At 74.2% G+C, this 23044-nt stretch carries 16 protein-coding genes; 8 read left to right on the top strand and 8 right to left on the bottom strand.

What is annotated here, in order from left to right; genetic code table 11:
• Positions 1-6: 6 nt before the first annotated feature.
• The 5 genes from MUY14_RS10415 to MUY14_RS10390 all read right to left on the bottom strand — a co-directional run bounded on the left by MUY14_RS10415 (position 7) and on the right by MUY14_RS10390 (position 13045).
• The gene (locus tag MUY14_RS10415) at positions 7-4326 is read right to left on the bottom strand and encodes an amino acid adenylation domain-containing protein (RefSeq protein WP_247022747.1); all 4320 of its coding nucleotides are present in this window, start codon (positions 4324-4326) and stop codon (positions 7-9) included.
• Positions 4323-9023 carry a non-ribosomal peptide synthetase gene (locus MUY14_RS10410; protein WP_247022746.1) on the bottom strand — a complete coding sequence of 1567 codons (4701 nt, stop codon included), beginning with the start codon at positions 9021-9023 and terminating at the stop codon, positions 4323-4325. The genes MUY14_RS10415 and MUY14_RS10410 overlap by 4 nt, the downstream gene beginning before the upstream one ends.
• 106 nt (positions 9024-9129) lie before the next feature.
• A complete protein-coding gene (locus tag MUY14_RS10405; RefSeq protein WP_247022745.1) occupies positions 9130-10371 on the bottom strand; it encodes a glutamate synthase-related protein in 1242 nt (413 codons plus the stop codon).
• The gene (locus MUY14_RS47260; protein WP_396126780.1) at positions 10368-12626 is read right to left on the bottom strand and encodes an amino acid--tRNA ligase-related protein; all 2259 of its coding nucleotides are present in this window, start codon (positions 12624-12626) and stop codon (positions 10368-10370) included. Before MUY14_RS47260 ends, MUY14_RS10405 begins: the two co-directional genes overlap by 4 nt.
• A complete protein-coding gene (locus tag MUY14_RS10390) occupies positions 12623-13045 on the bottom strand; it encodes a cobalamin B12-binding domain-containing protein (protein ID WP_247022744.1) in 423 nt (140 codons plus the stop codon). The genes MUY14_RS47260 and MUY14_RS10390 overlap by 4 nt, the downstream gene beginning before the upstream one ends.
• Before the next feature lie 207 nt (positions 13046-13252).
• On the opposite strand from MUY14_RS10390, the gene MUY14_RS10385 reads away from it, so the two are divergent.
• From MUY14_RS10385 to MUY14_RS10350, 8 genes are all read left to right on the top strand, one after another.
• A complete protein-coding gene (locus tag MUY14_RS10385) occupies positions 13253-14275 on the top strand; it encodes a TauD/TfdA family dioxygenase (RefSeq protein ID WP_247022743.1) in 1023 nt (340 codons plus the stop codon).
• Positions 14275-15924, top strand: a complete 1650-nt coding sequence (locus tag MUY14_RS10380; protein ID WP_247022742.1) for a non-ribosomal peptide synthetase — start codon at positions 14275-14277, stop codon at positions 15922-15924. The genes MUY14_RS10385 and MUY14_RS10380 overlap by 1 nt, the downstream gene beginning before the upstream one ends.
• A gap of 13 nt (positions 15925-15937) precedes the next feature.
• The gene (locus MUY14_RS10375; protein ID WP_247022741.1) at positions 15938-16705 is read left to right on the top strand and encodes a thioesterase II family protein; all 768 of its coding nucleotides are present in this window, start codon (positions 15938-15940) and stop codon (positions 16703-16705) included.
• A gap of 78 nt (positions 16706-16783) precedes the next feature.
• Positions 16784-17338 (top strand): TetR/AcrR family transcriptional regulator, encoded by a 555-nt coding sequence (locus MUY14_RS10370; protein ID WP_247022740.1) that lies wholly within the window; start codon positions 16784-16786, stop codon positions 17336-17338.
• 77 nt (positions 17339-17415) lie between these two features.
• Positions 17416-18558: an agmatine deiminase family protein gene (locus MUY14_RS10365; protein ID WP_247022739.1), complete on the top strand. Its 1143-nt coding sequence runs from the start codon at positions 17416-17418 to the stop codon at positions 18556-18558.
• A gap of 69 nt (positions 18559-18627) precedes the next feature.
• The gene (mug, locus tag MUY14_RS10360) at positions 18628-19194 is read left to right on the top strand and encodes a G/U mismatch-specific DNA glycosylase (protein ID WP_247022738.1); all 567 of its coding nucleotides are present in this window, start codon (positions 18628-18630) and stop codon (positions 19192-19194) included.
• A gap of 112 nt (positions 19195-19306) precedes the next feature.
• A complete protein-coding gene (locus tag MUY14_RS10355) occupies positions 19307-19855 on the top strand; it encodes a flavodoxin family protein (protein WP_247022737.1) in 549 nt (182 codons plus the stop codon).
• Positions 19856-19987: 132 nt separating this feature from the next.
• Positions 19988-20404 (top strand): STAS domain-containing protein, encoded by a 417-nt coding sequence (locus MUY14_RS10350; protein ID WP_247022736.1) that lies wholly within the window; start codon positions 19988-19990, stop codon positions 20402-20404.
• Positions 20405-20407: 3 nt separating this feature from the next.
• On the opposite strand, the gene MUY14_RS10345 is transcribed toward MUY14_RS10350, so the two are convergent.
• From MUY14_RS10345 to MUY14_RS10335, 3 genes are read right to left on the bottom strand one after another with little or no spacing between them, the layout of a single operon-like run.
• On the bottom strand, positions 20408-21244 hold the full coding sequence (locus MUY14_RS10345) for a hypothetical protein (protein ID WP_247022735.1): 837 nt from the start codon (positions 21242-21244) through the stop codon (positions 20408-20410).
• 9 nt (positions 21245-21253) lie between these two features.
• Positions 21254-22066, bottom strand: a complete 813-nt coding sequence (locus tag MUY14_RS10340) for a DUF3592 domain-containing protein (protein WP_247022734.1) — start codon at positions 22064-22066, stop codon at positions 21254-21256.
• Positions 22067-22075: 9 nt separating this feature from the next.
• Complete coding sequence (locus tag MUY14_RS10335; RefSeq protein ID WP_247022733.1) at positions 22076-22603, bottom strand: hypothetical protein; 528 nt, start codon at positions 22601-22603, stop codon at positions 22076-22078.
• Positions 22604-23044 lie beyond the last annotated feature (441 nt).

Genomic DNA, 23044 nt, shown 5'->3' with positions numbered 1-23044 from the left:
CCTCTCTCAGATCAGCTGACGGTTTTCCGCGACCAGCGCGGCGAGTTCTTCGGCGTACGCGGTCACGTACGCGTCCGCGAGGGAGTCCGGCACCAAGGACCGCAGGTGGTCCACGGCCAGCAGGATCCGGTCCGAAGCCGGGTCCTGCACCAGTGCCACTCCCAGCGCGAAGTTGGTCGGCTCGTACCGCATGTCCGGTTCGCAGCCGATCCGGTCGTCGACGATGCTCGTCGCCGAGCCCGCCAGCCGGCCGAGTGCGTGGAACCGCAGGAACGCGAAACACGCTTCGAGCCGTGGCGAGTCCATGAGCCGGGCCAGCCGGGCGAACGGGACCCGGCGGTGCGGCAGCAGCTCGACCTCGGCTTCGTGCACCGCGCGCACGAGGTCGGCCTGCAAAGCGTCCACGACCAGCGGGACCGTGTTCAGGAACAGCCCGTACGCCTCGGTGCCGCTGCGTTCCTCCAGCCGGCCGTTCACCGACAGGCCCGTCGTGACCCGGTCGCGGCCGGTGATCCGCGACAGCGCCCGGACGTGCGCGGCCAGCGCGGCCGCCTTGATCGGGACGCCGGCCGCCGACGCGAGCGCCGCGAGCTGGGCCGGGGCGTCCGGCAGGACCCGCTCGACCGTGCGCGGGATCTCCGCCGTCGCCGCCGCGGACCCGGAGTCGGCCGACCAGAGAGCACCGTCCGCGCCCGCCAGGCGAGAGCGCCAGAACTGCTCGCTCTCCGCGGAAGCCGCGGCGGCCTGTTCGGCGGCGACGAAGTCGCGGAACGTCGACGCGGGCGGTGGCGCCGGCGGCGAGTCCGGCGAAGCGTGCCGCTCCAGGATTTCCGTGAGCAGCGAGGTGAAGCTCCAGCCGTCCAAAATGGAGTGGTGCTCGGCGATGGTCAGCTGGAAGAGGTCGTCGGCCAGCCGCTGGGCGGACACCCGGAACAGCGGTGCGGAACGCAGGTCGAAGCGCATCGCGCAGAACGCGTCGAACACCTCCCCCACCGCGGATCTCTGCGCGGCAGGAGAAAGGCCGCGAAGGTCCGCAGTGGAGACCGGCGCAGGCGCCGAAGCGTGCACCAGCTGCATCGGCTCGCGGTAGCCGATCACGTCGAACGTCGTCCGCAGCACCGGGTGCCGCGTGATGACGTCGGCGACCGCCCCCCGCAGGGCGTCCTCGTCGAGTCGGCCGGCGACGCGGTAGCTGTTGACGTTGTGGTAGCCGCCGGCGTCCCCCGACAGCTCCATGTGGTAGATCATCCCGAGCTGCATCGCCGCCATCGGGTAGGCGTCGACGACGTCCGCGGGCAGCTTCGCCAGGTCCTTTTCGGACAGTCCGGCGAACGGCCGCGCGGCCGGAGCCACCGCGGCACACGGCTTCAGCAGCGGCGCGAGGGCCGCCGGGGTGGGCGCGGCGAAAAGGTCGGGCAGCGTGAGCGTCCAGCCGCGGTCCCGCAGCTTGCCCGCCAGGTGCACCGCGCGGATGGAGTCGCCGCCGAGGTGGAAGAAGTTGTCGTGCGCCCCGGCGCCGTCCACGCCGAGGACGTCGGCGTACAGCTCGGCGAGCAGCCGCTCCCCCGGTGTGCTCGGCGCGGCGTACTCCCGCTTCGGCCGGGGCGCGGACGGCGCCGGCAGCGCCGCCCGGTCGAGCTTGCCGTTGACCGTGACGGGCAGCCGGTCGAGCACGGTCACCGTCGCCGGGATCATGTGCTCCGGCAGCGACTTCGCCAGGAACGACCGCACCTCGGCGTAGTCCAGCGGCACGGTGACGTAGGCGGCCAGCCGGTCGTCGTGCACGGTGACCGCGCAGGCGCCGACCGAAGGGTGCGTCCCCAGCGCGTGCTCGATCTCGCCGAGCTCGATGCGGAAGCCGCGGACCTTGACCTGGCTGTCGCACCGGCCGACGTACTCGAGACCACCGCCGGAAAGCCGACGGGCGACGTCCCCGGTGCGGTAGAGCCGCGCGCCCGGCGAAGGCGAGAACGGGTCGGGCAGGAACCGCTGCGCGGTGAGCCCGGCCCGCCCCCAGTAGCCGTGGGCGAGCGCGCCGCCGCCGATGTACAGCTCGCCCGGCACGCCGACCGGGCACGGCCGCAGCCACTCGTCGAGCACGTGGGCGCTCAGGTGCGGCAGCGGCGCGCCGATCAGGCTGCGCGCGAACCCGTCCGGTCCGGTGACGTCGTGGGTGGTGACGTGCACGGTGGTCTCGGTGATGCCGTAGAGGTTGCACAGCGGTGCGGACAGCCCGAGCGCGAACCAGCGGCGCACCACCGCCGGGTCCAGCGCCTCGCCGCCGAGCATGACCTGCCGCAGGGCGGGCAACGCGGGCCCGGTGCGGAGGGTGGCTTCGAGCTGCCGCAACGCCGACGGCGTCTGGCACAGCTGGGTGACGCCCTCAGCCGCGAGCAGCTCGGCGAACGCCTCCGGGGACCGGCTGGTCAGGTAGGGCACGACGACCAGGCGGCCACCGTGGTGCAACGGCCCCCACAGCTCCCAGACCGTCCAGTCGAAGGCGTAGCTGTGGAACAGCGTCCAGACGTCGGTCTCGGTGAACGCGAAGTGCGCGCGCCCGGACGCCATCAGCCGCCCGGCGTGCTCGTGGGCCACGGCGACGCCCTTGGGCCGGCCCGTCGAGCCGGAGGTGAAGATCACGTAGGCCAGGTCGCCGGGGCGGACCGGCACCCGCGGCCGGTCCGCGGGGTAGGCCGAAACGTCCTGCCCGACGTCGAACACCGGCCCCTCGGTGTCCTGGTCGGTGACGACCAGCCGCACACCGGTGTCGCCGAAGACGAACGCCGCGCGGTCGTCCGGCGCGGCCGGGTCGACCGGCACGTAGGCCGCGCCCGCCTTCAGCACGGCCAGGATCGCCGTGACGATCGCGTCGGTGCGCTCCAGCAGCAGGCCGACCCGGTCGCCGGGGCGGACGCCGGCCGCGATCAGGGCGTGCGCGAGCCGGTTGGCCCGCCGGTCCAGCTCGGCGTAGGTCACGCTCACGCCGTCGCAGGTCACCGCGGGCCGGTCCGGGAACCGGTCCACGGTGTCCTCGAAGGACTCGTGCAGGCACCGGGACTCGCCGGCGGTGACGGCAGCGGGCGGCGAAGGCGCCAGCTCGACCTTCCACAGTGGACTGTCCGGTTCGGACAGCACGGCGGCCAGCAGGGTGCGCCAGTGCAAGGTCATCCGGTCGATCGTCGCCGCGTCGAACAGGCTGGTGCGGTATTCGACCTCACCGCGCAGCTCGCCGTCGTCGAACGTCGACCAGGTGAGGTCGAACTTGCTCGTGCCGTTGTGGTGCACCCGCCGGGTCGCGGTGACCGGCCCGAACCGCAGCGGCTCGGACTCCTCCGCGTGCGCCCCGAACACGACCTGCACCAGCGGCGCGTGCCGGGCCGAGCGCTCGAGGGCCAGCGCGTCGACCACGACGTCGAACGGCACGTCCAGGCAGGCGTAGGCGTCGAACGCGGTGTCGCGCACGTGCTCCACGAGGTCGCGGAAGCCCGCGGCGCGGTCGACGCGCAGCCGCAGCGGCAGGATGTTGACGAAGTAGCCGATCAGGTCGGCCAGCTCCGGCCGGTCGCGGGTCGTCACCGGGGTGCCGACGACCAGGTCGGCCGCGCCGGTGTAGCGGTTGAGGAGCGCGGCGAACGCGGCCAGCTGAACGACGAACGGAGTCGCGTCCAGCTCGGCGGCGAGCTCGCCGATCCGGGCGGCCAGCCCGTCCGGGAGCGCGAACTCGCGGGTGTCGCCGCCGAAGTCCTGCCGGGCGGGCGCCTCCCGGTCGGCCGGCACCGCGAGGCGCTCGGGCGCGCCGGCCAGCTGCTCGCGCCAGTACGCCAGCGGTTCGTCGTACGGCTCGGGTTCGGCGGCGTAGTCGGCGTACTGGGTGGTCAGCTCGGGCAGCACGGGAGCCCGGCCTTCGACGGCCGCGGTGTAGAGCTCCGCCAGCTCCCGCTCGAACACCCCGGACGACCAGCCGTCCCAGACGATGTGGTGCACGACGAGGACCAGCGTCACCGGGTCCGCCAGGGTCGCCCGCAGCAAGGGACCGGTTTCGAGGTCGAACCCGGCGGTCAGGTCGGGTTCGCCGCGGTGCACCGGGATCCGGACGTCGTCGTGGACCGTCTGCTGTGGACCGTCCGGACCGGCCGAGAACGTCGTGCGCAGGACCTCGTGCCGCCGGACGATCCCGCCGAGCGCGCTTTCCAGGACGGCCGGGTCGACGGGTGCGTCGAAGGTGAACACCCACGGCACGGTGTAGGCGGCGGAGCCGGGGTTCCAGCGGTCGAGGAACCACAGCCCGCGCTGGAGCCCGGACACCGGGGCGGTGCGGCCGGTCATGCCCGCACCTCCAGCCGGCGGGCCAGCGCGCGGACGGTCCGGGAGGCGAACACCAGCCGCGGCGCGACCCGGGTGCCGGTCTCGGTGGACAGCCGCAGCGCCACGCGGACCGCGGCGAGGGAGTTGCCGCCGAGCCGGAAGAAGCTGTCGTCGACACCCACCGCGTCGACCCCGAGGACCTCGGCCCACACCGCCGAGACCAGCCGTTCGGCCTCGGTGACGGCGGGCTCCGCCGGCACCGCCTCGACGACGCCGTCCGGGTCGGGCAGCGCGGCCCGGTCGAGCTTTCCGTTCGGGGTCGAGGGAAGCGCGCCGAGCACGGTGACGCTCGCCGGGATCATGTAGTCCGGCACCAGCGTGGCGAGGTGGTCGCAGACGTCCTGGTAGCCGGGCGCGGTGTCCCGCGCCACGATGTACGCCGCGAGCCCGCCGCCGTGCGCGACGACCGCGCAGTCCTTGACGCCGGGGTGGCGCGCCAGCGCCGCGGTGACCTCGCCGGGCTCGACCCGGAAGCCGCGGATCTTCACCTGGTCGTCGGCTCGCCCGGTGATGGTGAGCAGGCCGCCGGTGGTGCGGCCGCCGACGTCGCCGGTGCGGTACATCCGCGAGCCCGGCGGGCCGAGCGGGTCGGGCAGGAACCGGTCGGCGGTCAGGCCCGGCTGCCCGACGTACCCGAGGGCCAGCCCGGCCCCGGTCGCGTAGAGCTCACCTTGGGCCGACGGCCGGAAGTGCTCGTCGAGCACCCGGACGTCCTTGTGCGTGACCGGGACGCCGATCGGGATCGCGGCCGCGGTCACGTCCGCGGCGCCGACGACGTGGCAGGTGGTGAAGCCCATGCTCTCGACCGGGCCGTAGCCGTTGACGATCCGCACGTGCGGGTACCGCTCGCGCAGCCGGGCCACGTGCGCGACCGAGGCGCGCTCGCCGCCGGTGAACACCACCCGCAGGCCGGCGAAGATCGCCGGGAACTCGTCGACGAGGAAGTTGAACAGCGTGGCCGACAGCTGCAGCTGCGTGACGCCGTGCCGGGCGACGAGCGCGGTCATCGTCTCCGGGTCCGGCCGCTGGCCGGGGTGCAGCACGCAGGTGCCGCCGAACAGCAGCGGGCCGTAGACCTCCAGGCCGAAGGCGTCCCAGGACACCGGCGAGCACTGCAGCCACACCTCGCCGGGCGCGAAGAGCGCGTAGTCCTGGTCCAGGTAGGTCCCGGCGAGGGCGCGGTGCGAGGCCGCCACGCCCTTCGGCCGGCCGGTGGAGCCGGACGTGAACATCACGCACGCCACCGCGTCGACGCTGACGGCGATGCCGAGGTCGTCCTCGGGACCGTCGGCGGCCGCGACGAACGCGCGGTCCACGACCAACCGGGCTCCCGACGCCGCGATCGCGTCCGCACGGCGGGCTTCCGGCAGCTCCGGGTCCAGCAGTGTGTAGCCCGCGCCCGCCTTGAGGACGCCGAGCAGGGCCACGACCAGGTCGGTGTCCCGCTCGATCAGCACGGCGGCGACCGCGCCTTCGGTCACGCCGTGGGCGCGCAGGCGCCGGGCGACGCGGTTGGCACGCGCGTTCAGCTCCGCGTAGCTCAGTTCGTCGTCGCCGGAGATGAGGGCGACGGCATCCGGGCTCAGCGCGGCCTGCCGCTCGAACAGCTCGTGCACGGGGAGGACGGCGGTCTCAGTCTCCTCGGGCCGCACGAACTCGTCCGGCTCGGTGACCAGCTCGGTCACCGCCGTCAGCCAGGCTTCGCCGAGCGCGGTCAGGGTCGCGGCGTCGAACAGGTCGGTGTCGTATTCGATCCGGCCGCCGAAGCCGGTGCCGTCGTCCTCGACCGACCACGACAGGTCGAACCGGGACAGCTCGTTGACGTGCAGCCGCCGCGAGAGCTTCGCTTCGCCGTAGGGCAGCGGGTCCGGGTCGGCGGTGTGCATCTCGAAGACCAGCTGGAACAACGGGTTCCGGTCGCCGGAGCGCTCCCCCAGCACCCGGCCGGTGATCTCCTCCAGCGGCACGTCCTGGTGGCGGTAGCCGTCGAGGGCGACGCCGCGGACGTGGTCGAGCACGTCCCGCCGGGTCGCCTCGGCCTCGACGCGGAACCGCAGCGGGAGGAGCGTGATGAAGTAGCCGATGAGGGCGTCGAGCTCCGGCCGTTCGCGGACGCTGACCGGGGTGCCGACGACGAGGTCGGCCGCGCCGCCGGTCCGGTGCACCGCGAGCACGAGGCCGGCCAGCAGCACCATGAACGGGGTCGCGTCGGCCTCCCGTGCGAACTCCCGGACCGCGGTGGCGAGGCCGGCGTCGAACGCGAAGCGGTGGTAGCCGCAGCGGTGCGCCGGTTCGGCGGGCCGCGGGTGGTCGGGCGGAAGGGCCGGGCGGTCCGGCAGGCCGCGCAGGTGCTCGGCCCAGAAGCCGAGCTGTTCCTCGGTGATCCCGTTGTCCCGCAACCAGTTCGCGTAGTCGCCGTACTGGACGGCCAGGTCCGGCAGCCGCGGCTCGCGGCCCTCGAGCAGCGCGGTGTAGCACTCGCGCAGCTCGCGGTCGAGCACGGCGAGCGAGCCTTCGTCCCAGACGATGTGGTGGAAGACGAGAGCCAGGGTCGCGGTCGTCGCCGACGTCCGGACCAGCCGGGCGCGCAGCAGCGGCCCGGTCGCAAGGTCGAACGGCGTCCGCGCGTCGGCCGCGATCAGCCCGGCCGGGTCGGCCGCCTCGGTGATCTCGAAGGGGACGTCGAGGCGCGGGTGGATCACCTGGCGCGGCAGGCTCCCGGCGACCTCGAACGTCGTGCGCAGCGCCTCGTGGCGATCCACGACCCGCTGCAGCGCCGCGCGCAGGACGCCGGCGTCGAGGGGGCCGTCGAAGTCGAACACCCACGGCACGTTGTAGGTCGGCGTGCCCGGCTGCCAGGCGTCCAGCAGCCACAACCCGCGCTGGAACCGGGACAGCGGCGCGTCGGACGCCGGGGCGCGGACCGGGCCGGGGCGCTCGTCGCCGTCGTGCATCTCGGCGGCGAAGCGCTCCAGGGTCGGCGCGTCGAAGATCCGGTACGGCGACACGGGCCCGAACACTTCGAGCACGCGACCGGCCACCCGCACGGCGGTCAGCGAGTCGCCGCCGAGGTGGAAGAAGTTGTCGTCGAGGCCGACGCGCCCGACGCCGAGGACGTCCGCCCAGATCGCGGCGAGCAGCTGCTCGGCCGGGGTGCGCGGGGCGCGGTAGCCGGCTTCGGCACGGGCCGGCTCCGGCAGCGCGGCGCGGTCGACCTTGCCGGCGGCGGTGAGCGGCAGCTGCGGCAGGGGCGTCACGCTCGCCGGGATCAGGTGCTCCGGCAACGACTGGGCGAGGAACTCGCGTAATTCCGGGTATTCGAGCGGGTGCTCGGCGACGACGTACGCGGCGAGCTGGGTGCCGCTCGCGGCTTCGTGCGGCACGACCGCGCAGGCGGTGACGGCGGGGTGCGCGGCCAGCGCGTTCTCCACCTCGCCGGGCTCGACGCGGAAGCCGCGGATCTTGACCTGGTCGTCGACGCGGCCGAGGAACTCCAGCTCGCCACCGGCGGTGCGGCGGGCGCGGTCGCCGGTGCGGTACATCCGGGCGCCGGGTTCGGCCGAGAACGGGTCGGCGACGAACCGGACGGCGGTGCGCCCGCCGTCGCCGAGGTAGCCGGCGGCGAGGAGGGAGCCGCCGAGGTAGAGCTCGCCTTCGTCGACGGGCTGGAGGCGCTCGTCGAGCAGGTGCGCGACGCGGTCGCCGACCGGGCTGCCGACGGTGACCGGGTGACCGGGCCGGACCTCGTGCACGGTGGCGGTGATGACGGTTTCGGTCGGGCCGTAGGCGTTGAGCAGGCGGACGCCGGTCCGGTCGAGCCAGGTGGCGGCCGCGGCCGGGGACAGCCGGTCGCTGCCGGAGACCATGGTCCGCAGCGTGGGCGGCACGGCCCGGCCGGCCCGCACCGACGCGACGAGGTCGTGGAAGTACCCGGCGGCGACGTTCGCGACGGTGACGCGTTCGGCTTCGAGCAGCTGCCAGAACTCCTCGGCGGACCGGAGTTTCGCTTCGGGGACGACCAGGCAGGCACCGGCGGCGAGGGTGGTGGTGATCTGCTCGACGGCGACGTCCACAGTGGACCGCGCGAAGTGGAGGACGACGTCGTCGGCGCGGAGGTCGAAGCGAGCGGAGATGGCTTCGACGTGCGCGGCCAGTGCGCGGTGCCCGACGGCGACGGCCTTCGGCTCGCCCGTGGTGCCCGAGGTGTGGATGAGGTAGGCGAGGGCCTCGCCGCCCGCGGGCTCGGGACGGCTGCCACCGGGCCGGACCACGCCGCCGACCGGTGCCGCGGACTCACTGCCGCCAGGCCGCACGACCCCCACCACGCCGCCGACCGGTACCGCGGACTCACAGCCGCCGGGCCGCACTGCCCCGCCGTCCAGGAGCAGCCTTGCGCCGGCTCCCGCCAGCAAGCGCTCGGTGCGTCCGGCCGGCGCCGCCGGGTCCAGGGGCAGGTGCACCCCGCCCGCCCGCCAGACCGCGAGCAGCCCGGTGACCTGGTCGAACCGGTCCTCGCTGCGCACCGCGACCACGTCACCCGGCCGGGCGCCCGCCGCCGTCAGGCGCTCGGCCGTCGCCGTGACCAGCTCCTCGAGCTCGCCGTAGGTGCGCGTCCGGGCCCCGCACCGCAAGGCCGGGCGGGTGGAATCGATCGTCACGGCCGGTTTCTCGTCCTGCACCGACATGCTGGGCTCACCCCGAACTGACCACAAAGGACGGACACGGAACCTGCTGGGCGCGGGGACCGCGCCACTGAGGGAAAAACTAAGCGGTGGGAACCGCCGCGACCGGCAGGTCGAGCGGCAGTTCCGCGGCGGCAGGAGCGGCAGGCCAGACGTCGTCGGCGGCCAGCGCGTCCGGGCGGTACTTGCCCAGCGCGCTGATCAGCAGCCGCGCCTCCAGCGCCAGCGCCTCGACCAGCCGCACCAGCCCCTCGGCGCGGTCTTCGTCGACGGCGACCAGTGCCGCCCGGCCCAGCGCCGCCGCGCGGACGCCGTGGGCCAGCGCCTTCACCACCCGGGTGCCCTCCCACATCCGCCCGCCCGCCAGCAGGCAGCCCGTGGGAGACCCGATCCGGCGCAGGCACTCGGCCAGCGGGAGCCCGACGTGGCCGAGGAACGCCGTGGGCGCCCAGCCCGTGCCACCTTCGGCGCCGTCGACGGTGACCGCGTCCGCGCCGGCCGCCCACGCGACCCGGGCGGCTTCGGCGACGTCCCGGCCCGGCGGCAGCTTCACCCAGACGCGGGCGCGCGGGAAGTTGTTGCGCATCAAGCGGACCTGCTGCCGCAGGATCTCGGCGGTGAACGTCCCGGGACTGCTCGAACGCAACTTCCGCGGGCCGAATCCGGTGAGCGCGTACTGCCCGTCGACCCGCGCCGCGGCGGCCGCGTCCAGCAGGGTCATCCCGCCGAGCCCGGGCTTGGCGCCCTGCCCCACCTTCAGCTCGAACCCGAGCCGGCCGCCGTCGAGCAGCGCCGACGCCGCGGGGTCGCTGTAGACGAGGTTCCAGACCTCGGCGTCGGCGTCCTCGGTGCTCTGCTGCACCACGACCCCGCCGAGCCCGTCGGGCACCTCTCCGGCGTACGCCCGCACGCGCGTGAGCAGGGCGTTCGCGTACCCGTTGACCGGCACGACGTTCTCGCCGAGCACCATCGGGATGCCCAGCCGCCCGGCTTGGCGCGACGCCGCCATCGCGAGGTCACCGCCGCCGAGCTGCGTCGAGCCGAACGCCGAGAGGTACACCGGCAGCGGCGAGGCGAACCCGCCGATCCCGGTCGCCAGCTCGACGTCGGAGAACAGCGGTTCGCGGCCCAGCTCGATCAGCTTTTCCAGCCGCAGTGGCACGAACACCGGTGGCACCAGCCGCGCGCGGTCCAGCTCGTCGCCCTCCGGTCCGGCCGCACCGAACACCTCGCTGCCGTAGGCGGATTCGGCCGGGAACACCGCGGCGGCGCCCCGCGCGGCCCGGTCCCGGACCGCCGCCTCGGGGAAGCCGGGGGCCTTCACGGCGCCACCAGCCCGGGGACCTTCGGGTAGGCGTTGACCCGCCACACCGCGTCGAGGCCGGTGAGGAACCGGACGAGCCGCTCCAGGCCCAGCCCGAAGCCCGCGCTCGCGGGGATGCCCTCGCGGACCATGTCGAGGTACCAGCCGTACTTGGCCGGGTTCTCGCCGGTCTCGCGCATCCGCGTGACGATCCGCGCGTAGTCGGACTCGCGTTCGCTGCCGCTGGCCAGTTCGCCGAAGCCGCCGGGCGCGAGGAGGTCGAAGTTGCGCAGGACGCCGGGCTCGGTGGTGGCTTCGCGGTCGTAGAAGCCGCGCGAGCCCTTGGGGTAGTCGTCGACGAAGAACGGCCGGTCGGTGGCCCGGGACAGCAGTTCCTCGCCGGCCCAGTCGAGCTCCGCGTCCGGGCTCTGCGGGTGGCCCAGCTCGTGCAGCCGGGCGACGGCGGCGGCGTGCGTGGTGCGGCCGAACGCCCCGGACAGCACGCCGGTCAGCTCCGCGAGGTCGCGGCCCAGCCCGGTCAGCTCGCCGGGGACCGTCGCGAGCACGTGCTTCACGACGTGCGTGAGCAGCCGTTCGGCGACGTCCTGGGCCTGCGCCCGGCTCGCGCCCGCGACCTCGACGTCGATCTGGTGGAACTCGGCGAGGTGCCGCCGCGTCGAGCACGTCTCGACCGGTTCCGCGCGGACGTTCGGCGCGATGTAGAAGATCTTGCCGAAGCCCAGCAGCGACGCCTGCTTGTACAGGATCCCGCTGGTCATCAGCTTGTAGCGGTGACCGTAGTAGTCGACGTCGAGCTGCTTCGAGCCGCGGACACCGGGGTCGGTGACCGGGCCGATCACCGGCGGCAGCAGCTCGGTGAACCCCTCGCCGCCGAGGAACTCCCGCACGGCGTTCAGCACCTGGTGCTGGACGCGCAGCGCGGCCTGGGTGACGGGCGAGGCGAGGTGCACGGGCAGCGGCGGTGGCAGCTGCCCGTCGGGGGTGTCGGTCATGGCGCTCCTGTCGGGTCCGGCCCCGGCCCGGCCGGGCGGGGGCGTGTCGAACTTCCGTTCCACGTGCGACAGCGCGGCCAGCAACCCGGCCGAGCCGGTCCGGTGCGGCCGGGCGGCGCGCGACGGCGGGCCGATCGGCAGCCCGCCGGTGTCCGCCCACTGCAGGCGGCCGCCGGCGTCGAGGTAGCTGCGGGCCCGGCCGGCGTTGTCCGGGTGCAGGCAGTACGGGACGTCGAGCAGGCCGCGGGCGAACGCGGTCGGCAGCGCGCCGGCCAGGTCGTCGTCCAAGCCCAGCACGGCTTCGACGAGCGCGGTGGCCTCGGCGTGGATGCCGGTGTCCTCGGTGCCGGCCCCGGCCGGCGTCCCGGCGGCGACGCGCGCGGCGAGCTCGAGCGCGTCGACGTTCTCCGCGACGGTCGGGATCCGGTGGGCTTCCGCGGCCGTCTTGACGATCAGCCGGGCCGCGCCGGACCGCACCGCGAGCCGCGCGGCGGACGTCAGCAGCCGGGCCGCGCCGGCCGGCGTCCGCGGGTAGACGCCCATGTAGGCGTAGACCACGACGTGCCACTCGACGCCGGGCAGGTACCGGGCGGCCAGCAGGCGCAGCGCCCGGACGGCTTCCTCGTCCTGCGCCGGGTCGGTCTGCTGCGCGTAGCTGAGCGAGACGCTGCGGAGTCCGTGCTGGGCGAAGAAGATCGCTTCGAGGACGCTGATCGCGACCAGCAGGCCCGGCGGGCAGAGCTGGCCGAGCATGCAGCCGCCGAACGTCTCCAGGTGGGCCGTGCCGCTCGCCGCCGCCAGCCGGGCGCAGGCGTCGGCCCAGTGCCGCACCGCCGTCCGCAGCGGGGTGCGGCTGTAGGGCAGGCAGTACGAGACCGGCCCGCCCTCGGTCGCGTCCAGGCCGGCGGCGACGAGCGTGGCGACGATGTCGCGCGGAGCGGCCGAACCGTGCCGCACCTGGACCGGGAAGTCCGGGCCGAGCACGCCGGCCAGCACCTCGCGGGTCACCTCCGGGCCGTGCGTGACGAGCGGGAAGCCGTTGAGCGGCGCACCGTCGGCGAGCGCACGGGCCGCCGTCACGAGGTCCCCGACGCGGGTGTAGCTGTCGAGGGTCAGCGTGCCGACCGTGGTGGCCGCCGCGTCGTGGGTGCGGCGCAGGCCGTCCCGCATGACCTCCGGCGCCGGGAAACCCATCCGCGGCTGGACGACCAGCCGGCCGGCCGCGTGCTCCCGGGCGACGAACGCCCCGAACGGCACGCTCACGACGCCACCCGCACCGGCAGCGCGGCCAGGTAGCGCCGGAAGGCGGCGATGTCGCCGTCGCCGAAGACGCGGTCGAAGCCCGCCGCGCGCAGCTCGGCTTCCGCCGCCACGCCCCGGGTGCCGTCGACGCCGAGCTTGCCGCCGATGACCAGGGCCGCGCCGGCCAGCGCGGCCCGCAGGCGCGGGGCCAGGCGGAGGCCGTCGGTGTGCCCGTGGCCGTTGACCGTGCTGAGCACCACCACGTCCGGGTCCAGCCGTCGGCACTCGCGCACCACCAGCTCGTCCGGCACGCACGCGCCGAGGTTCGTCACCGCGAAGCCGAGCTCTTCGAGCAGCAGCTGCAGGTAGACGAGGTTCCAGGTGTGCGCGTCGGAGGCCGTGCTGCTGACCACCGCGACCGGGCGAAGTTCCGAAGTCACGTTCCCGAACCTAAGCGGGGCACCGGAGCCCGACCGGCAGTTGCGGCGGCAGGAGGGCGGCGGCAACCCGGCGGGCACCGAAACTGCCGCCGCACTGCCGCACCGGCTGCCGCCGCGCGGCCGGGACGCGGCCTAGCGTCGGCTCACGAGCGAACCCGGGTGGCTCCACTGTGGACGCCCGCGGCGGGTGCGGCGAAAGGACAAACGATGGGTTCACTGGGCGTCAAAGAGTTCCTGCCGCTCGACTGGGTGGTCGAGCCCGGCGAGCCGGCGAGCGCCGAAGTGCGCGAGCTGACCGATCTCGACGCCGCCGTGGCGTGGCTCGCCGAAGCGGCGCCGTCGCTGCGGGCGGCGTTGCACCGCCACGGCGCGGTACACCTGCGCGGCCTGCCGATCGCGAGCGTCGAGGACTTCGGGCGCGTCCGCGACACGCTGATGCCGGCCCGCACGCCGTACCGCGAGAAGGCGACCCCGCGCAGCGACTTCGGCAACGGCGTCTTCTCCTCGACCGACCTGCCGGCCGCCCAGCGGATCCGGATGCACAACGAGAACAGCTACACGCTCACCTTCCCCGGCCTGCTGATGTTCTCCTGCCTGATCGCGCCGACCGAGGGCGGGGCGACGCCGGTCGCCGACGTCCGCAAGGTGCTGCGCGCGCTGCCGGCGGAGCTCGTGGCGAAGGTCCGCGCGCACGGCTGGCTGCTCGACCGCAGCTACTCCGAGCACATCTCGACCGACTGGCGGACCGCGTTCGCCGCGACCACCCGCGAGGACGTCGAGCGCTACTGCGCCGAGAACCTCATCGCGGCCCGCTGGCAGGCCGACGGGCACCTGCGGACCAGCCAGGTGCGGCCCGGCGTCATCAGCCACCCGGTCACCGGCGAGGAGGTCTGGTTCAACCACCTGGCCTTCTGGAACGAGTGGTCGCTCGACGAGGAACTGCGCGAGACGCTGATCGACGAGTTCGGCCGCGACGACCTCCCGTTCAACACCGCCATCGGCGACGGCAGCCCGCTGACCCGCGAGGAGATGGCCGCACTGGACGCCGCCTACGACGCCGCGACCGTGCGCAAGCAGTGGCAGCCGGGCGACCTGCTGCTCGTCGACAACATCCTGAACACCCACGGGCGCGACCCGTTCCGCGGCGACCGCAAGATCGTCGTCGCGATGGGCGAGCCCGTCGACGTCGCCGACTGCGCGCCGACCGTCCCGCCGGCCGGGGCCCGCTGATGGCCGGCCTGCTCCCCCGCTTCCGCGACGCGGTCCGCCGCGCGCCCGAGCGGATCGCCGTGCGGGACACCGATTCCGCGCTGACCTTCGCCGAACTCGACCGCCGAAGCGCCGCGCTGGCCGGCGCCCTGCGCGCTCACGGCGTCGGGCGCGGCGACCGCGTCGGGGTCGCTCTCGGCCGGGGCACCGACCTCGTGGTGGCCCTGCTCGCCGTCTGGCGGACCGGCGCCGCCTACGTCCCCCTCGACCCGGCGTACCCGGCCGACCGGCTGGCCTTCATGGCCGGTGACGCGGCGATCCGGGCCCTGGTCTCGGCGACGACGCCGGGCTGGCTCCCGGCGGACGCGGTCGTCGTCGCACCCGGTGCGGAGGGACCGGCCGCGGCCGACACCGCCGTGTCGGACTTCGATCCCGCCTACGTGATCTACACGTCCGGCTCGACCGGGCGCCCCAAGGGCGTCCCGGCGCACCACGGCGCGGTGGCCGCGCTCGTCGCCGCGCTCGAGCAGGCGGGCATGTACGCGGCCGGGCCCCGGGTCGTCGCCTGGAACGCCAGCGTGTCCTTCGACGCCTCCGTGCAGCAGTGGGCACGCGTCTGCCGCGGCGACACCGTCGTGGTCCTCGACGACGCCCACCGCACCGACCCGGCCGCGCTCGCCGCGTGGCTGGACGACTGCGGTGTCACCGATCTCGACCTGACGCCGTCGCACTGGACGGCGTTGCGGGAGCACCTGCTCGACCGCCCGCTGCGGCTGTTCGTCGGCGGGGAGCCGATCCCGGAGCCGATGTGGCGGGAACTGGCCGCGAGCCGGCTGGAGGCGCTGAACCTCTACGGCCCGACCGAGTCCACTGTGGACGCCACGGCGACGTGGGTCACCGGCCCGGCCCCGCACATCGGCGTGCCGCTGGCCGGGATCCGGGCCCACGTCCTCGACGCCGCCCTGCGGCCGGCGCCCTCGGGTGAGCTGTACCTGTCCGGGCCGCGACTCTCGGCCGGGTACCTCGGCCGGGCGGGCCTGACCGCCGAACGGTTCCTGCCCGACCCCTTCGGCCTGCCGGGCACGCGGTTGTACCGGACCGGCGACGAGGTCCGCTGGACCGGCGGCGGCACCTTGGAGTTCACCGGCCGGCTCGACCGCCAGGTGAAGCTGCGCGGCTACCGGATCGAGCTCGGCGAGATCGAGGCGGTGCTGTGCGAGGCCCCCGGCGTCACCGCCGCGGCGGTCGTGCTGCGCGACGACCGGCTGATCGCCTACCACGTCGGCGGCGGAGACCCGCGTGCGACGGCGGCCGAAAAGCTGCCGGAACACATGGTCCCGGCCGCGTTCGTCCGGCTCGAGACGCTCCCGCGCACGCCGAACGGCAAGCTCGACACCGCCGCGCTGCCCGAGCCGGAGGCCGACGGCGGCCCGGCCCCGAGCGGACCGGTCGAGGAGCTGATCGCGGACGTCTGGGCGGAGGTGCTGGGCCGCGACGGCGTCGGCGCCGACGACGACTTCTTCGCCCTCGGCGGGCACTCGCTGGTCGCGCTGCGCGTGGTCGCCCGGCTGAAGAAGAACTTCGGCGTTCCTGTGTCCACAAAGGACGTCTACCGGCACCCCCGGCTGGCCGACCTCGCCAAGCACGTCTCGGCGCTCGCCACGAGCTGAAAGGAGCACGGCGATGGACAACCTCCGCAACACCGTGGTGCGCGCCAAACCCAACCCGGGCGCGGCGAAGACGCTGGTGTGCCTCGGGTTCTGCGGCGGCGGCTCCGGCCCGTACCTGCCGTGGGCCGACGTGCTGCCGCCGGACGTCGAACTGGTGACGATCTGCTACCCGGGGCGCGACGGCCGTTTCCTCGACGACTTCGCCCCGGACTGGGACGCGCTCGCCGAAGACGCGACCGACGCCGTGACCGCGGCCGCGCGCCCGCGCCCGTACCTGTTGTTCGGGCACAGCATGGGCGGCTGGATGGCGTTCGAGGTGGCGCACCGCCTGCGGCTGCGGGGCGGCCCGCTGCCGGAGACGCTGATCGTGTCGTCGGCGAACGCGCCGAGCCGCGGGCTCACCCCGCGGGACATGTTCCCGGCCCAGCAGGACACCGACGAGCAGCTGGTGGCGTGGATGCGCACCAACGGCCTGCTACCCGGCTACGTGCTCGACGACCCGGAGCTGAGCGAGATGGCCCTGGAGCTCATGCGGGCCGACATCCGGGTCCGCGACACGTTCCGGGCCCCCGAAGGCGCGACGGCGAGCGTCCCGCTGGAGGTGCTGACCGGCGCCGACGACGACGTGATCGTCCCGGACGCGGCCGAGCAGTGGCGGGCGCTGGCCGGGAACGGCTACCGGCACGTCGAACTCCCCGGTGGGCACTTCTACACCCCGGAGATCTGGCGGACCCTGCCCACCCGGATCCCGGCCCTGTCCCCGCTCCCGGCGGCCGGCTGACCCCGCGGCGGGGTCCTCCCGGCCCGGAGGACCCCGCTACGGTGTCGGCTGAAGCTTCGGTCAACGGAAGGCGGCGGCGTGGCGGGCAAACGCGACCTCATCCTGCGGGCGGCGGTCGCCGTGATCGCGCGGAGCGGGGTCCGCGGCCTGCGGGTCGAAGAGGTCGCGGCCGAAGCCGGGGCGTCGACGGGCCTCATCTACTACCACTTCAAGGACCGCGCCGGGCTGCTGAGCGCCACGCTCGACCACGTCAACGACCGCGCCGAGCGGTACACGACCCGGGCGCTGCCGGACACCGGGGACGCGCGGGTCCTGCTGGAGCAGAGCCTGCTGCTGGAGCTGCAGGACGTCGACGAGGTCCGGGAGAACAGCCTCGCGTGGGGCGAGCTGCGCGCCAGCGCGGTGTTCGAACCCGGGCTGCGCGACCGGCTGACCGGCGCCACCGGGACGTGGGTCGCCGAGATCGCCGAGCTCGTCGCGGCCGCGGCTCCGGCCGCCCCGGCGGACGACGTCGCCGAGCGGCTGACCGCGCTGGTCGAAGGCCTGTCGGAGCGGTGGCTGTCCGGGACGCTCCCCCTGGCCAGGGCACGCGACTTGCTGTCCGGCGCGATCACGGCCGAACTCGGCTCCTGACCCCCTTGTCGCGGAGGTCACTGACGATCCGTCGGTTTCGATTTGACTGAATTTTCAGTCAGTGTCACGCTGGGGTCATGCCACCCGAACTCCTGTCCCGCCGCGGCGCTCTCACGGCTTTGGCCGGGCTGGGCGCCACCGCCCTCGCCGCGTGCACCACGCGGACCCCGCCGGGCTCGCCAGGCTCGCCAGGCTCGCCGGCCGTGAGCCCTGCCCCGGCCGCGCGGACCTTCGGTGCCGAATGGGAGCACCACGCCCGCACGCTCATGTCCTGGCCGTCGTCGGCGGGGATCTGGGGCGCCGACCTGCCCGACGTCCAGGCGGACATCGCGCGGCTGGCCCGTGCCGTGGCCGGGTTCGAGAACGTCGTCCTGCTCGCGAAACCCGCGGACCGGAACCAGGCGCAGGCCGCCGTGGGCACCGACGTCGAGGTCGTCCCCATCCCGACCGACGACCTGTGGGCCCGCGACACGGCACCGGTTTTCGTCCAGGAGGGCGGAAAGCCGGCCGGCATCGACTTCGGCTTCAACGGCTGGGGCGGCAAGCAGCAGCACCCGAACGACTCCGGCGTCGCGCGCGCGGTGCTGGCGGAGTACCGGCTCCCCCGCGTCGTGGCCCCGCTGGTCGCGGAGGGCGGCGCGCTGGAGACCGACGGCGGCGGCACGTTGCTGGTCACGGAAAGCTCGCTGGTCAACGACAACCGCAACCCCGGCAAGGACCGGCAGCGGGTCGAAGCCGAGCTCAAGACCACCCTCGGCGTCAGCACGGTGATCTGGCTCGCGGGCGTGCGCGGCGAGGACATCACCGACGCGCACGTCGACTGCCTCGTCCGCTACGTCGCGCCGGGGGTCGTGGTGCTGGACAAGGCTTTCCCGGGCGGGCCGCCGGACGTCTGGTCCCGCGCCGGCGACCAGGCCCGCGGAGTGCTCACCGAGGCCACCGACGCCGCCGGGCGGCGCCTCGAGGTCGTGGACCTCCCCCAGCCCGACCCGGACCGGATCACCGGCCGCGGCGACGCGTTCGTGTCGTCGTACGCGAACTTCTACGTGGCCAACGGCGCGGTGTTCCTCCCGAAGTTCGGCGACTCCGCGGCTGACGACCGCGCCCACGGCATCCTGGCGGAGCACTTCCCGGGCCGCGAGGTGGTCCTGGTCCCGATCGACGCCATCGCCGCCGGCGGCGGCGGGATCCACTGCTCGACGCACGACATGCCGGGCTGATCCGAGGTGCGCACGACCGGCGCCGGGACGTGCTCACCGGCGGGTCCGCCCGGCGGTAAAGTCGAAGGCGTGCGGGATCCGGGAAGTGGTGCGGACGCGGTGTTGCCGGACGTGCTGGCCGAGGGACTGCGGGTGGTGTTCGCCGGCATCAACCCCGGCCTCACGTCGGCGGCGGCCGGGCACAGCTTCCACACCCCGGGCAACCGGTTCTGGCCCGCCCTGCACCGATCGGGGTTCACGCCCCGCCGCCTGCGCGCGGAGGAAGAGCGTCTCCTGCTCGGCTGGGGCCTGGGCATCACCAGCATCGTCCGCCGCCCGACGGCCCGCGCCGCCCAGCTGTCCCGCGCCGAACTCGCCGACGGCGGCCGCGACCTGGCCGAGCGGATCCGCGAGATCGGACCGGAGTGGCTGGCGGTGCTGGGCGTGACGGGTTACCGGGCAGCGTTCGGCGCCCCGGCCGCCCAGCTCGGCCCGCAGCCCACGACGATCGGCGGCGCCCGCGTGTGGATCGTGCCCAACCCCAGCGGCCTCAACGCCCACTTCCCCCCGGAGGCACTGGCGATCGAGTTCGCGCGGCTGCGCGTCGCCGCCGGCATCCCGGACCGCTCCGGTCTCCTCGGCGAAAGCTTCCTCTGATCAGCCGGCGTCGCCGGTGACGCCGTGGGTGCCTTGCCGAGCAAGATCGACCGCGGTTTACCGCCCGGCGAGCGGGGAAACCCCGGCGCCCACGCCGATCACGGAGGTACCGATGCGCGACCTGATCACGTCGCGGCTGCTCGAGCTCTTCGCGCGGCAGGGCGTGACCGGCGAGACCGTGCGCGTCGTCGACTACGACGTCCGGCCCGGGGTGGAAGCCGACATGGGCCACGGCGACGCGTGGCCGTCGATCCGCGCCAAGATCCACGAGGCCGACATCCTGCTCATAGCCACGCCGACGTGGGTCGGGCACATGTCCAGCGTCGCGCAGCGCGTGCTGGAACGGCTCGACGCCGAATTGTCCGAAACGGACGAGGACGGCCGCCCGGCGATGTTCGGCAAGGTCGCTGTGGCCGCCGCGGTCGGGAACGAGGACGGCGCGCACAAGATCATCGCCGACCTGTTCCAGGCGCTCAACGACACCGGGTTCTCGATCCCGGCGCAGGGCGGCACCTACTGGAACGGCGAAGCCATGCAAGGCGGCGACTACAACGACCTCGACGAGACTCCCGAAGCCGTCGCGTCGACCAACGCCACGCTGGTGCGCAACGCCGTCCACCTGGCCCGGCCGCTCGAAAAGGAGCAGTACCCGGCCGGGTGAGAACGCGGTGCTTCAGCCGCGCGAGTTCTGGGTAAGAGCACAGGTATCCGCGGTTCAACCCAGCAGCCGTGACGCACTTCGCGTCGGCCTGGCTCCGTGGAGCCGCCGTCCACACCGGAGGTGGCAGCAACCATGCGCACTGACGACCCGGTAGCCCGGTTCCACCGGCGCACCACGACCGTCACGATCACCGCGACCGGCGAGGCCACTGTGCTGGCCGCCGTCGGCGACCTCGACCAGCACATCGCCGAGCGCCTGTTCGCCCGCCTCACCGCGGAGCTGCGCAAGCGCCCGAAAGCGCTGCTCGTGGACCTCACCCGGGTCGGCTTCTGCTCGGCCGAAGCCCTGCGGATCCTGCTGCTGACCACCGGCGAAGCGCACGCCGCCGGCATCCCGTGCGTGATCGCCAGCGACCAGCACGCCGTCGTGCGGCCGATCGCGGCGCTGCGCCTCGAGCACCTGCTGCCGGTCTACCCGACGCTGACGCTCGCCCGCGAGCGGCTGGCGCTCTGCACGGCGTCGACGAGCCGGCGGCCCGCCCTCAGCTGAGCCTCAGCGCGGCAGGATGACCTGGACGGTGACGTCGCCGACCGTGAACTGCCACCTCCGCTGCCCTCCGGCGTCGAGGGCCTTCGCCGCCTGCCGCTCCAGGTCGGGGATCAGCTCCGCCGGCAGTCCCGAAGACTCGAGGGCACCGCGCAATCCGTCCGGCGAGTCCACGACGATCGTCATGGACACCGACGAGGAGGACGACGTCACCACCGTGGTGGACGACGAACCCGGCTCCTCCTCGTGGCTGCTGAACAGCTCCACCCGGTGGGGCCCCACGACGATCGCGGCGCCGAGCAGCAGGCCCAGCAAGGCGGCCACGGTGACCGCGCACCCCTCCGGCGGCGGCGCGACCACGGCGGACTCGGGCGCGGACTCGACGACCGCGTCCGCCGCCCGGCGCCGCCACTGCGCCCCCGGGACCGGCACGACCTTCGCCAGCCACGGCCGGTCCGGCGGGTACTGGACCACGAGGACGTCCCCCGCCCGGACGTCGGGCAGGTCGGCCAGGTTGACGTGGTGGACGATCTCGACGCGGAACGACGGCTGCCCGTCGGGAGCGACGGTGAGCACGAGGGTGACCGGCACGTCGCCCGTTTCCGTACCCCCGGCGCGCCGGCTTTCGATCTTCGCGAGCGCGACGCGGGGAACGACGGCCGCCTCACGGGCACGGCGTGGCACGCCGGCCACGAACAGCAGCACACCGTAGGCGACGGGCAGGCCCACGCCGGTCAGGATGAGCGGGACGTCTTCGAGGATGATGCCGGTGACGAAGGCACTCAGCGCGCCCCCGGCGACACCACCGCCGAGGAAGCCGCGCAGCAGGGCGGCAAGGGACACGAAAGCTCCTCAGAAGGGTGATTCGGCCGGATCCGGTTCCACCAGCACGGCTTCCGGGTTTTGGGGGTCGTACCGGACCCGCACCCGGGAACCGCGGGTCGGGGCCTGGAGGAACGGCGTGATCATCGTCGTCACCACCGTGCACTCGCCCGTCTCCGCCGGGAACCGGACGTGGACGACGAACCGCGGGTTCCCCAGCACCCAGACGTTGGTGAACTCGACGTGCGTGACGTGGCCGGTCACTTCCCGGCCGGTGCGGCGCAGGGCTTCGGCCCGGTCGTCGGCCTCCGCCTCGGTGAGGGACGTCCGCAGCTGCACCGCGATCAGCACCAGTGCCACCAGCGCGGCCACCGCCGGCACCAGGTAGGGCTCGTAGTAGACGACCCAGTCCACATCGGACCACGGCTCGGCGTCGCCGTCGAGGAACGGCAGCCGCCGCCCCACCGACTCCGGCGGCGTCCACGACGGGATCGCCAGCCCGCTGCCCAGCGCCACGCCGAGCGCCGTGGTGAGCGAGCCCGCCCGGAAGCCGGTGGCCAGCCGGTCCAGGGACGGGCCCGCCGCCCACAGCATCGCGAAGCCGAGCGAGGACGCGACCGTGATCGCGAGGCTGAAGAACAGCACCAGCGAAGCCGTCGGGCCCGCGTCGGCCCCCCACGCGTCGACGCGGTTCAGCGACATCAGCCGGAAGCCGTCCAGCAGCCCGAGCGAGCCGGACCAGCCCGCGGCCGCCCAGGCGAGCGTCGTGGGCACCCCGAGCAGCCACAGCCGCCGCCCGCGCCGGCCCGGCCGCGGGTCCCCCGGCAGTCCGAAGGCGAACACCGCGTCCCCCTAGTCGATCGGGCCGAACACGGCGACCTTCGCCGGGTCGGCCGGGTCGACGCGGGCCTCGTGCCGGGTGCCGGGCGCGTACTGCTGGATCGTCGCCAGCGGCGTGATCAGCGGAGCGACGGTCCGGTAGGTGCTGCCGTCGGCGCGGGTGACCTCCAGCGTCGCGGTGTACCGGGCCTGCCCGGCGACCGTCCGGTCGGTGGGCTCCAGCGCGCGGACGACGAGGGTGGCCGGCTCGCCGGTGTCGTACAGCCGCCGCAGCTCGGTGCCGTAGGCCTGCAGTTCCTGCTGCTGGCGCAGCTGCTCTTCGGCGGGCAGCGCCAGGAACGCGGCCATCGCGGGATCGGCGGTCATCGACCGGAAAGCCTGCGCGGCGAGCTGCGGCGTCGGCAGCTGCGGAGTGATGTCGTGCCCCTGGGCCGCGGCCGCCCGCCGGAACTGCTCCGCGTGCTGCTGGAAAGCTTGCGCACCGCGGGCCGCGCCCTGCTGGGTGGCCTCGTCGACCTTCTGGCGGATCTTCTTGAACATGGGCTCCTGCCTCTCTGTGCGATGTGCACAGCTTCGGCGGCCCGTGGTGCTACCGAACCCAGGTTTGCCCGTCGCCGGAGGTGTTTGGTCAGGTCAGCGCCGCTCGGAGGACGGGTGAGCGGACTGGCTCCGGCTGCTCACGCCACCGCGCGAGCCGGTGCGCAGCTCAGCGACCGGGCCACCCGCCACCGACCACGATCACCAGGCCTGCCCGTCATCGGAAGCATCGAGACAGGTCAACCCCGCCCAAAAGACCGGCGAACACGCCGACTCCGGCCGCTCACGCCACCGCGCGAGCCGGGAACGCAGCTCGGCGACCGGGTCGACGCCACCCAGCGCGCTCACCAGGATTCCGGTCGCCGGCGATGTCCAGGCCGGTCAACGCCACCGGAAAGACAGGCAAACAGCTCCGGCTGCTCACACCACCCCGCAAGCCAGGTG

This window comes from Amycolatopsis sp. FBCC-B4732, from assembly GCF_023008405.1.
GTDB classification, from domain to species: Bacteria; Actinomycetota; Actinomycetes; order Mycobacteriales; family Pseudonocardiaceae; genus Amycolatopsis; species Amycolatopsis pretoriensis_A.
The sequence above is the reverse complement of the archived record's forward strand: the minus strand, read 5'-3'. Positions and strand labels throughout refer to the sequence as shown.

Excerpts from the sequence above, each read along its gene's own strand:
- MUY14_RS10365 (WP_247022739.1), top strand. The coding sequence starts at position 17,416 with ATGCCACCCGAACTCCTGTCCCGCCGCGGCGCTCTCACGGCTTTGGCC.
- MUY14_RS10335 (WP_247022733.1), bottom strand. The coding sequence starts at position 22,603 with ATGTTCAAGAAGATCCGCCAGAAGGTCGACGAGGCCACCCAGCAGGGC.
- MUY14_RS10385 (WP_247022743.1), top strand. The coding sequence starts at position 13,253 with ATGGGTTCACTGGGCGTCAAAGAGTTCCTGCCGCTCGACTGGGTGGTC.
- MUY14_RS10375 (WP_247022741.1), top strand. The coding sequence starts at position 15,938 with ATGGACAACCTCCGCAACACCGTGGTGCGCGCCAAACCCAACCCGGGC.
- MUY14_RS10380 (WP_247022742.1), top strand. The coding sequence starts at position 14,275 with ATGGCCGGCCTGCTCCCCCGCTTCCGCGACGCGGTCCGCCGCGCGCCC.
- MUY14_RS10350 (WP_247022736.1), top strand. The coding sequence starts at position 19,988 with ATGCGCACTGACGACCCGGTAGCCCGGTTCCACCGGCGCACCACGACC.
- MUY14_RS10415 (WP_247022747.1), bottom strand. The coding sequence starts at position 4,326 with ATGACCGGCCGCACCGCCCCGGTGTCCGGGCTCCAGCGCGGGCTGTGG.
- MUY14_RS10355 (WP_247022737.1), top strand. The coding sequence starts at position 19,307 with ATGCGCGACCTGATCACGTCGCGGCTGCTCGAGCTCTTCGCGCGGCAG.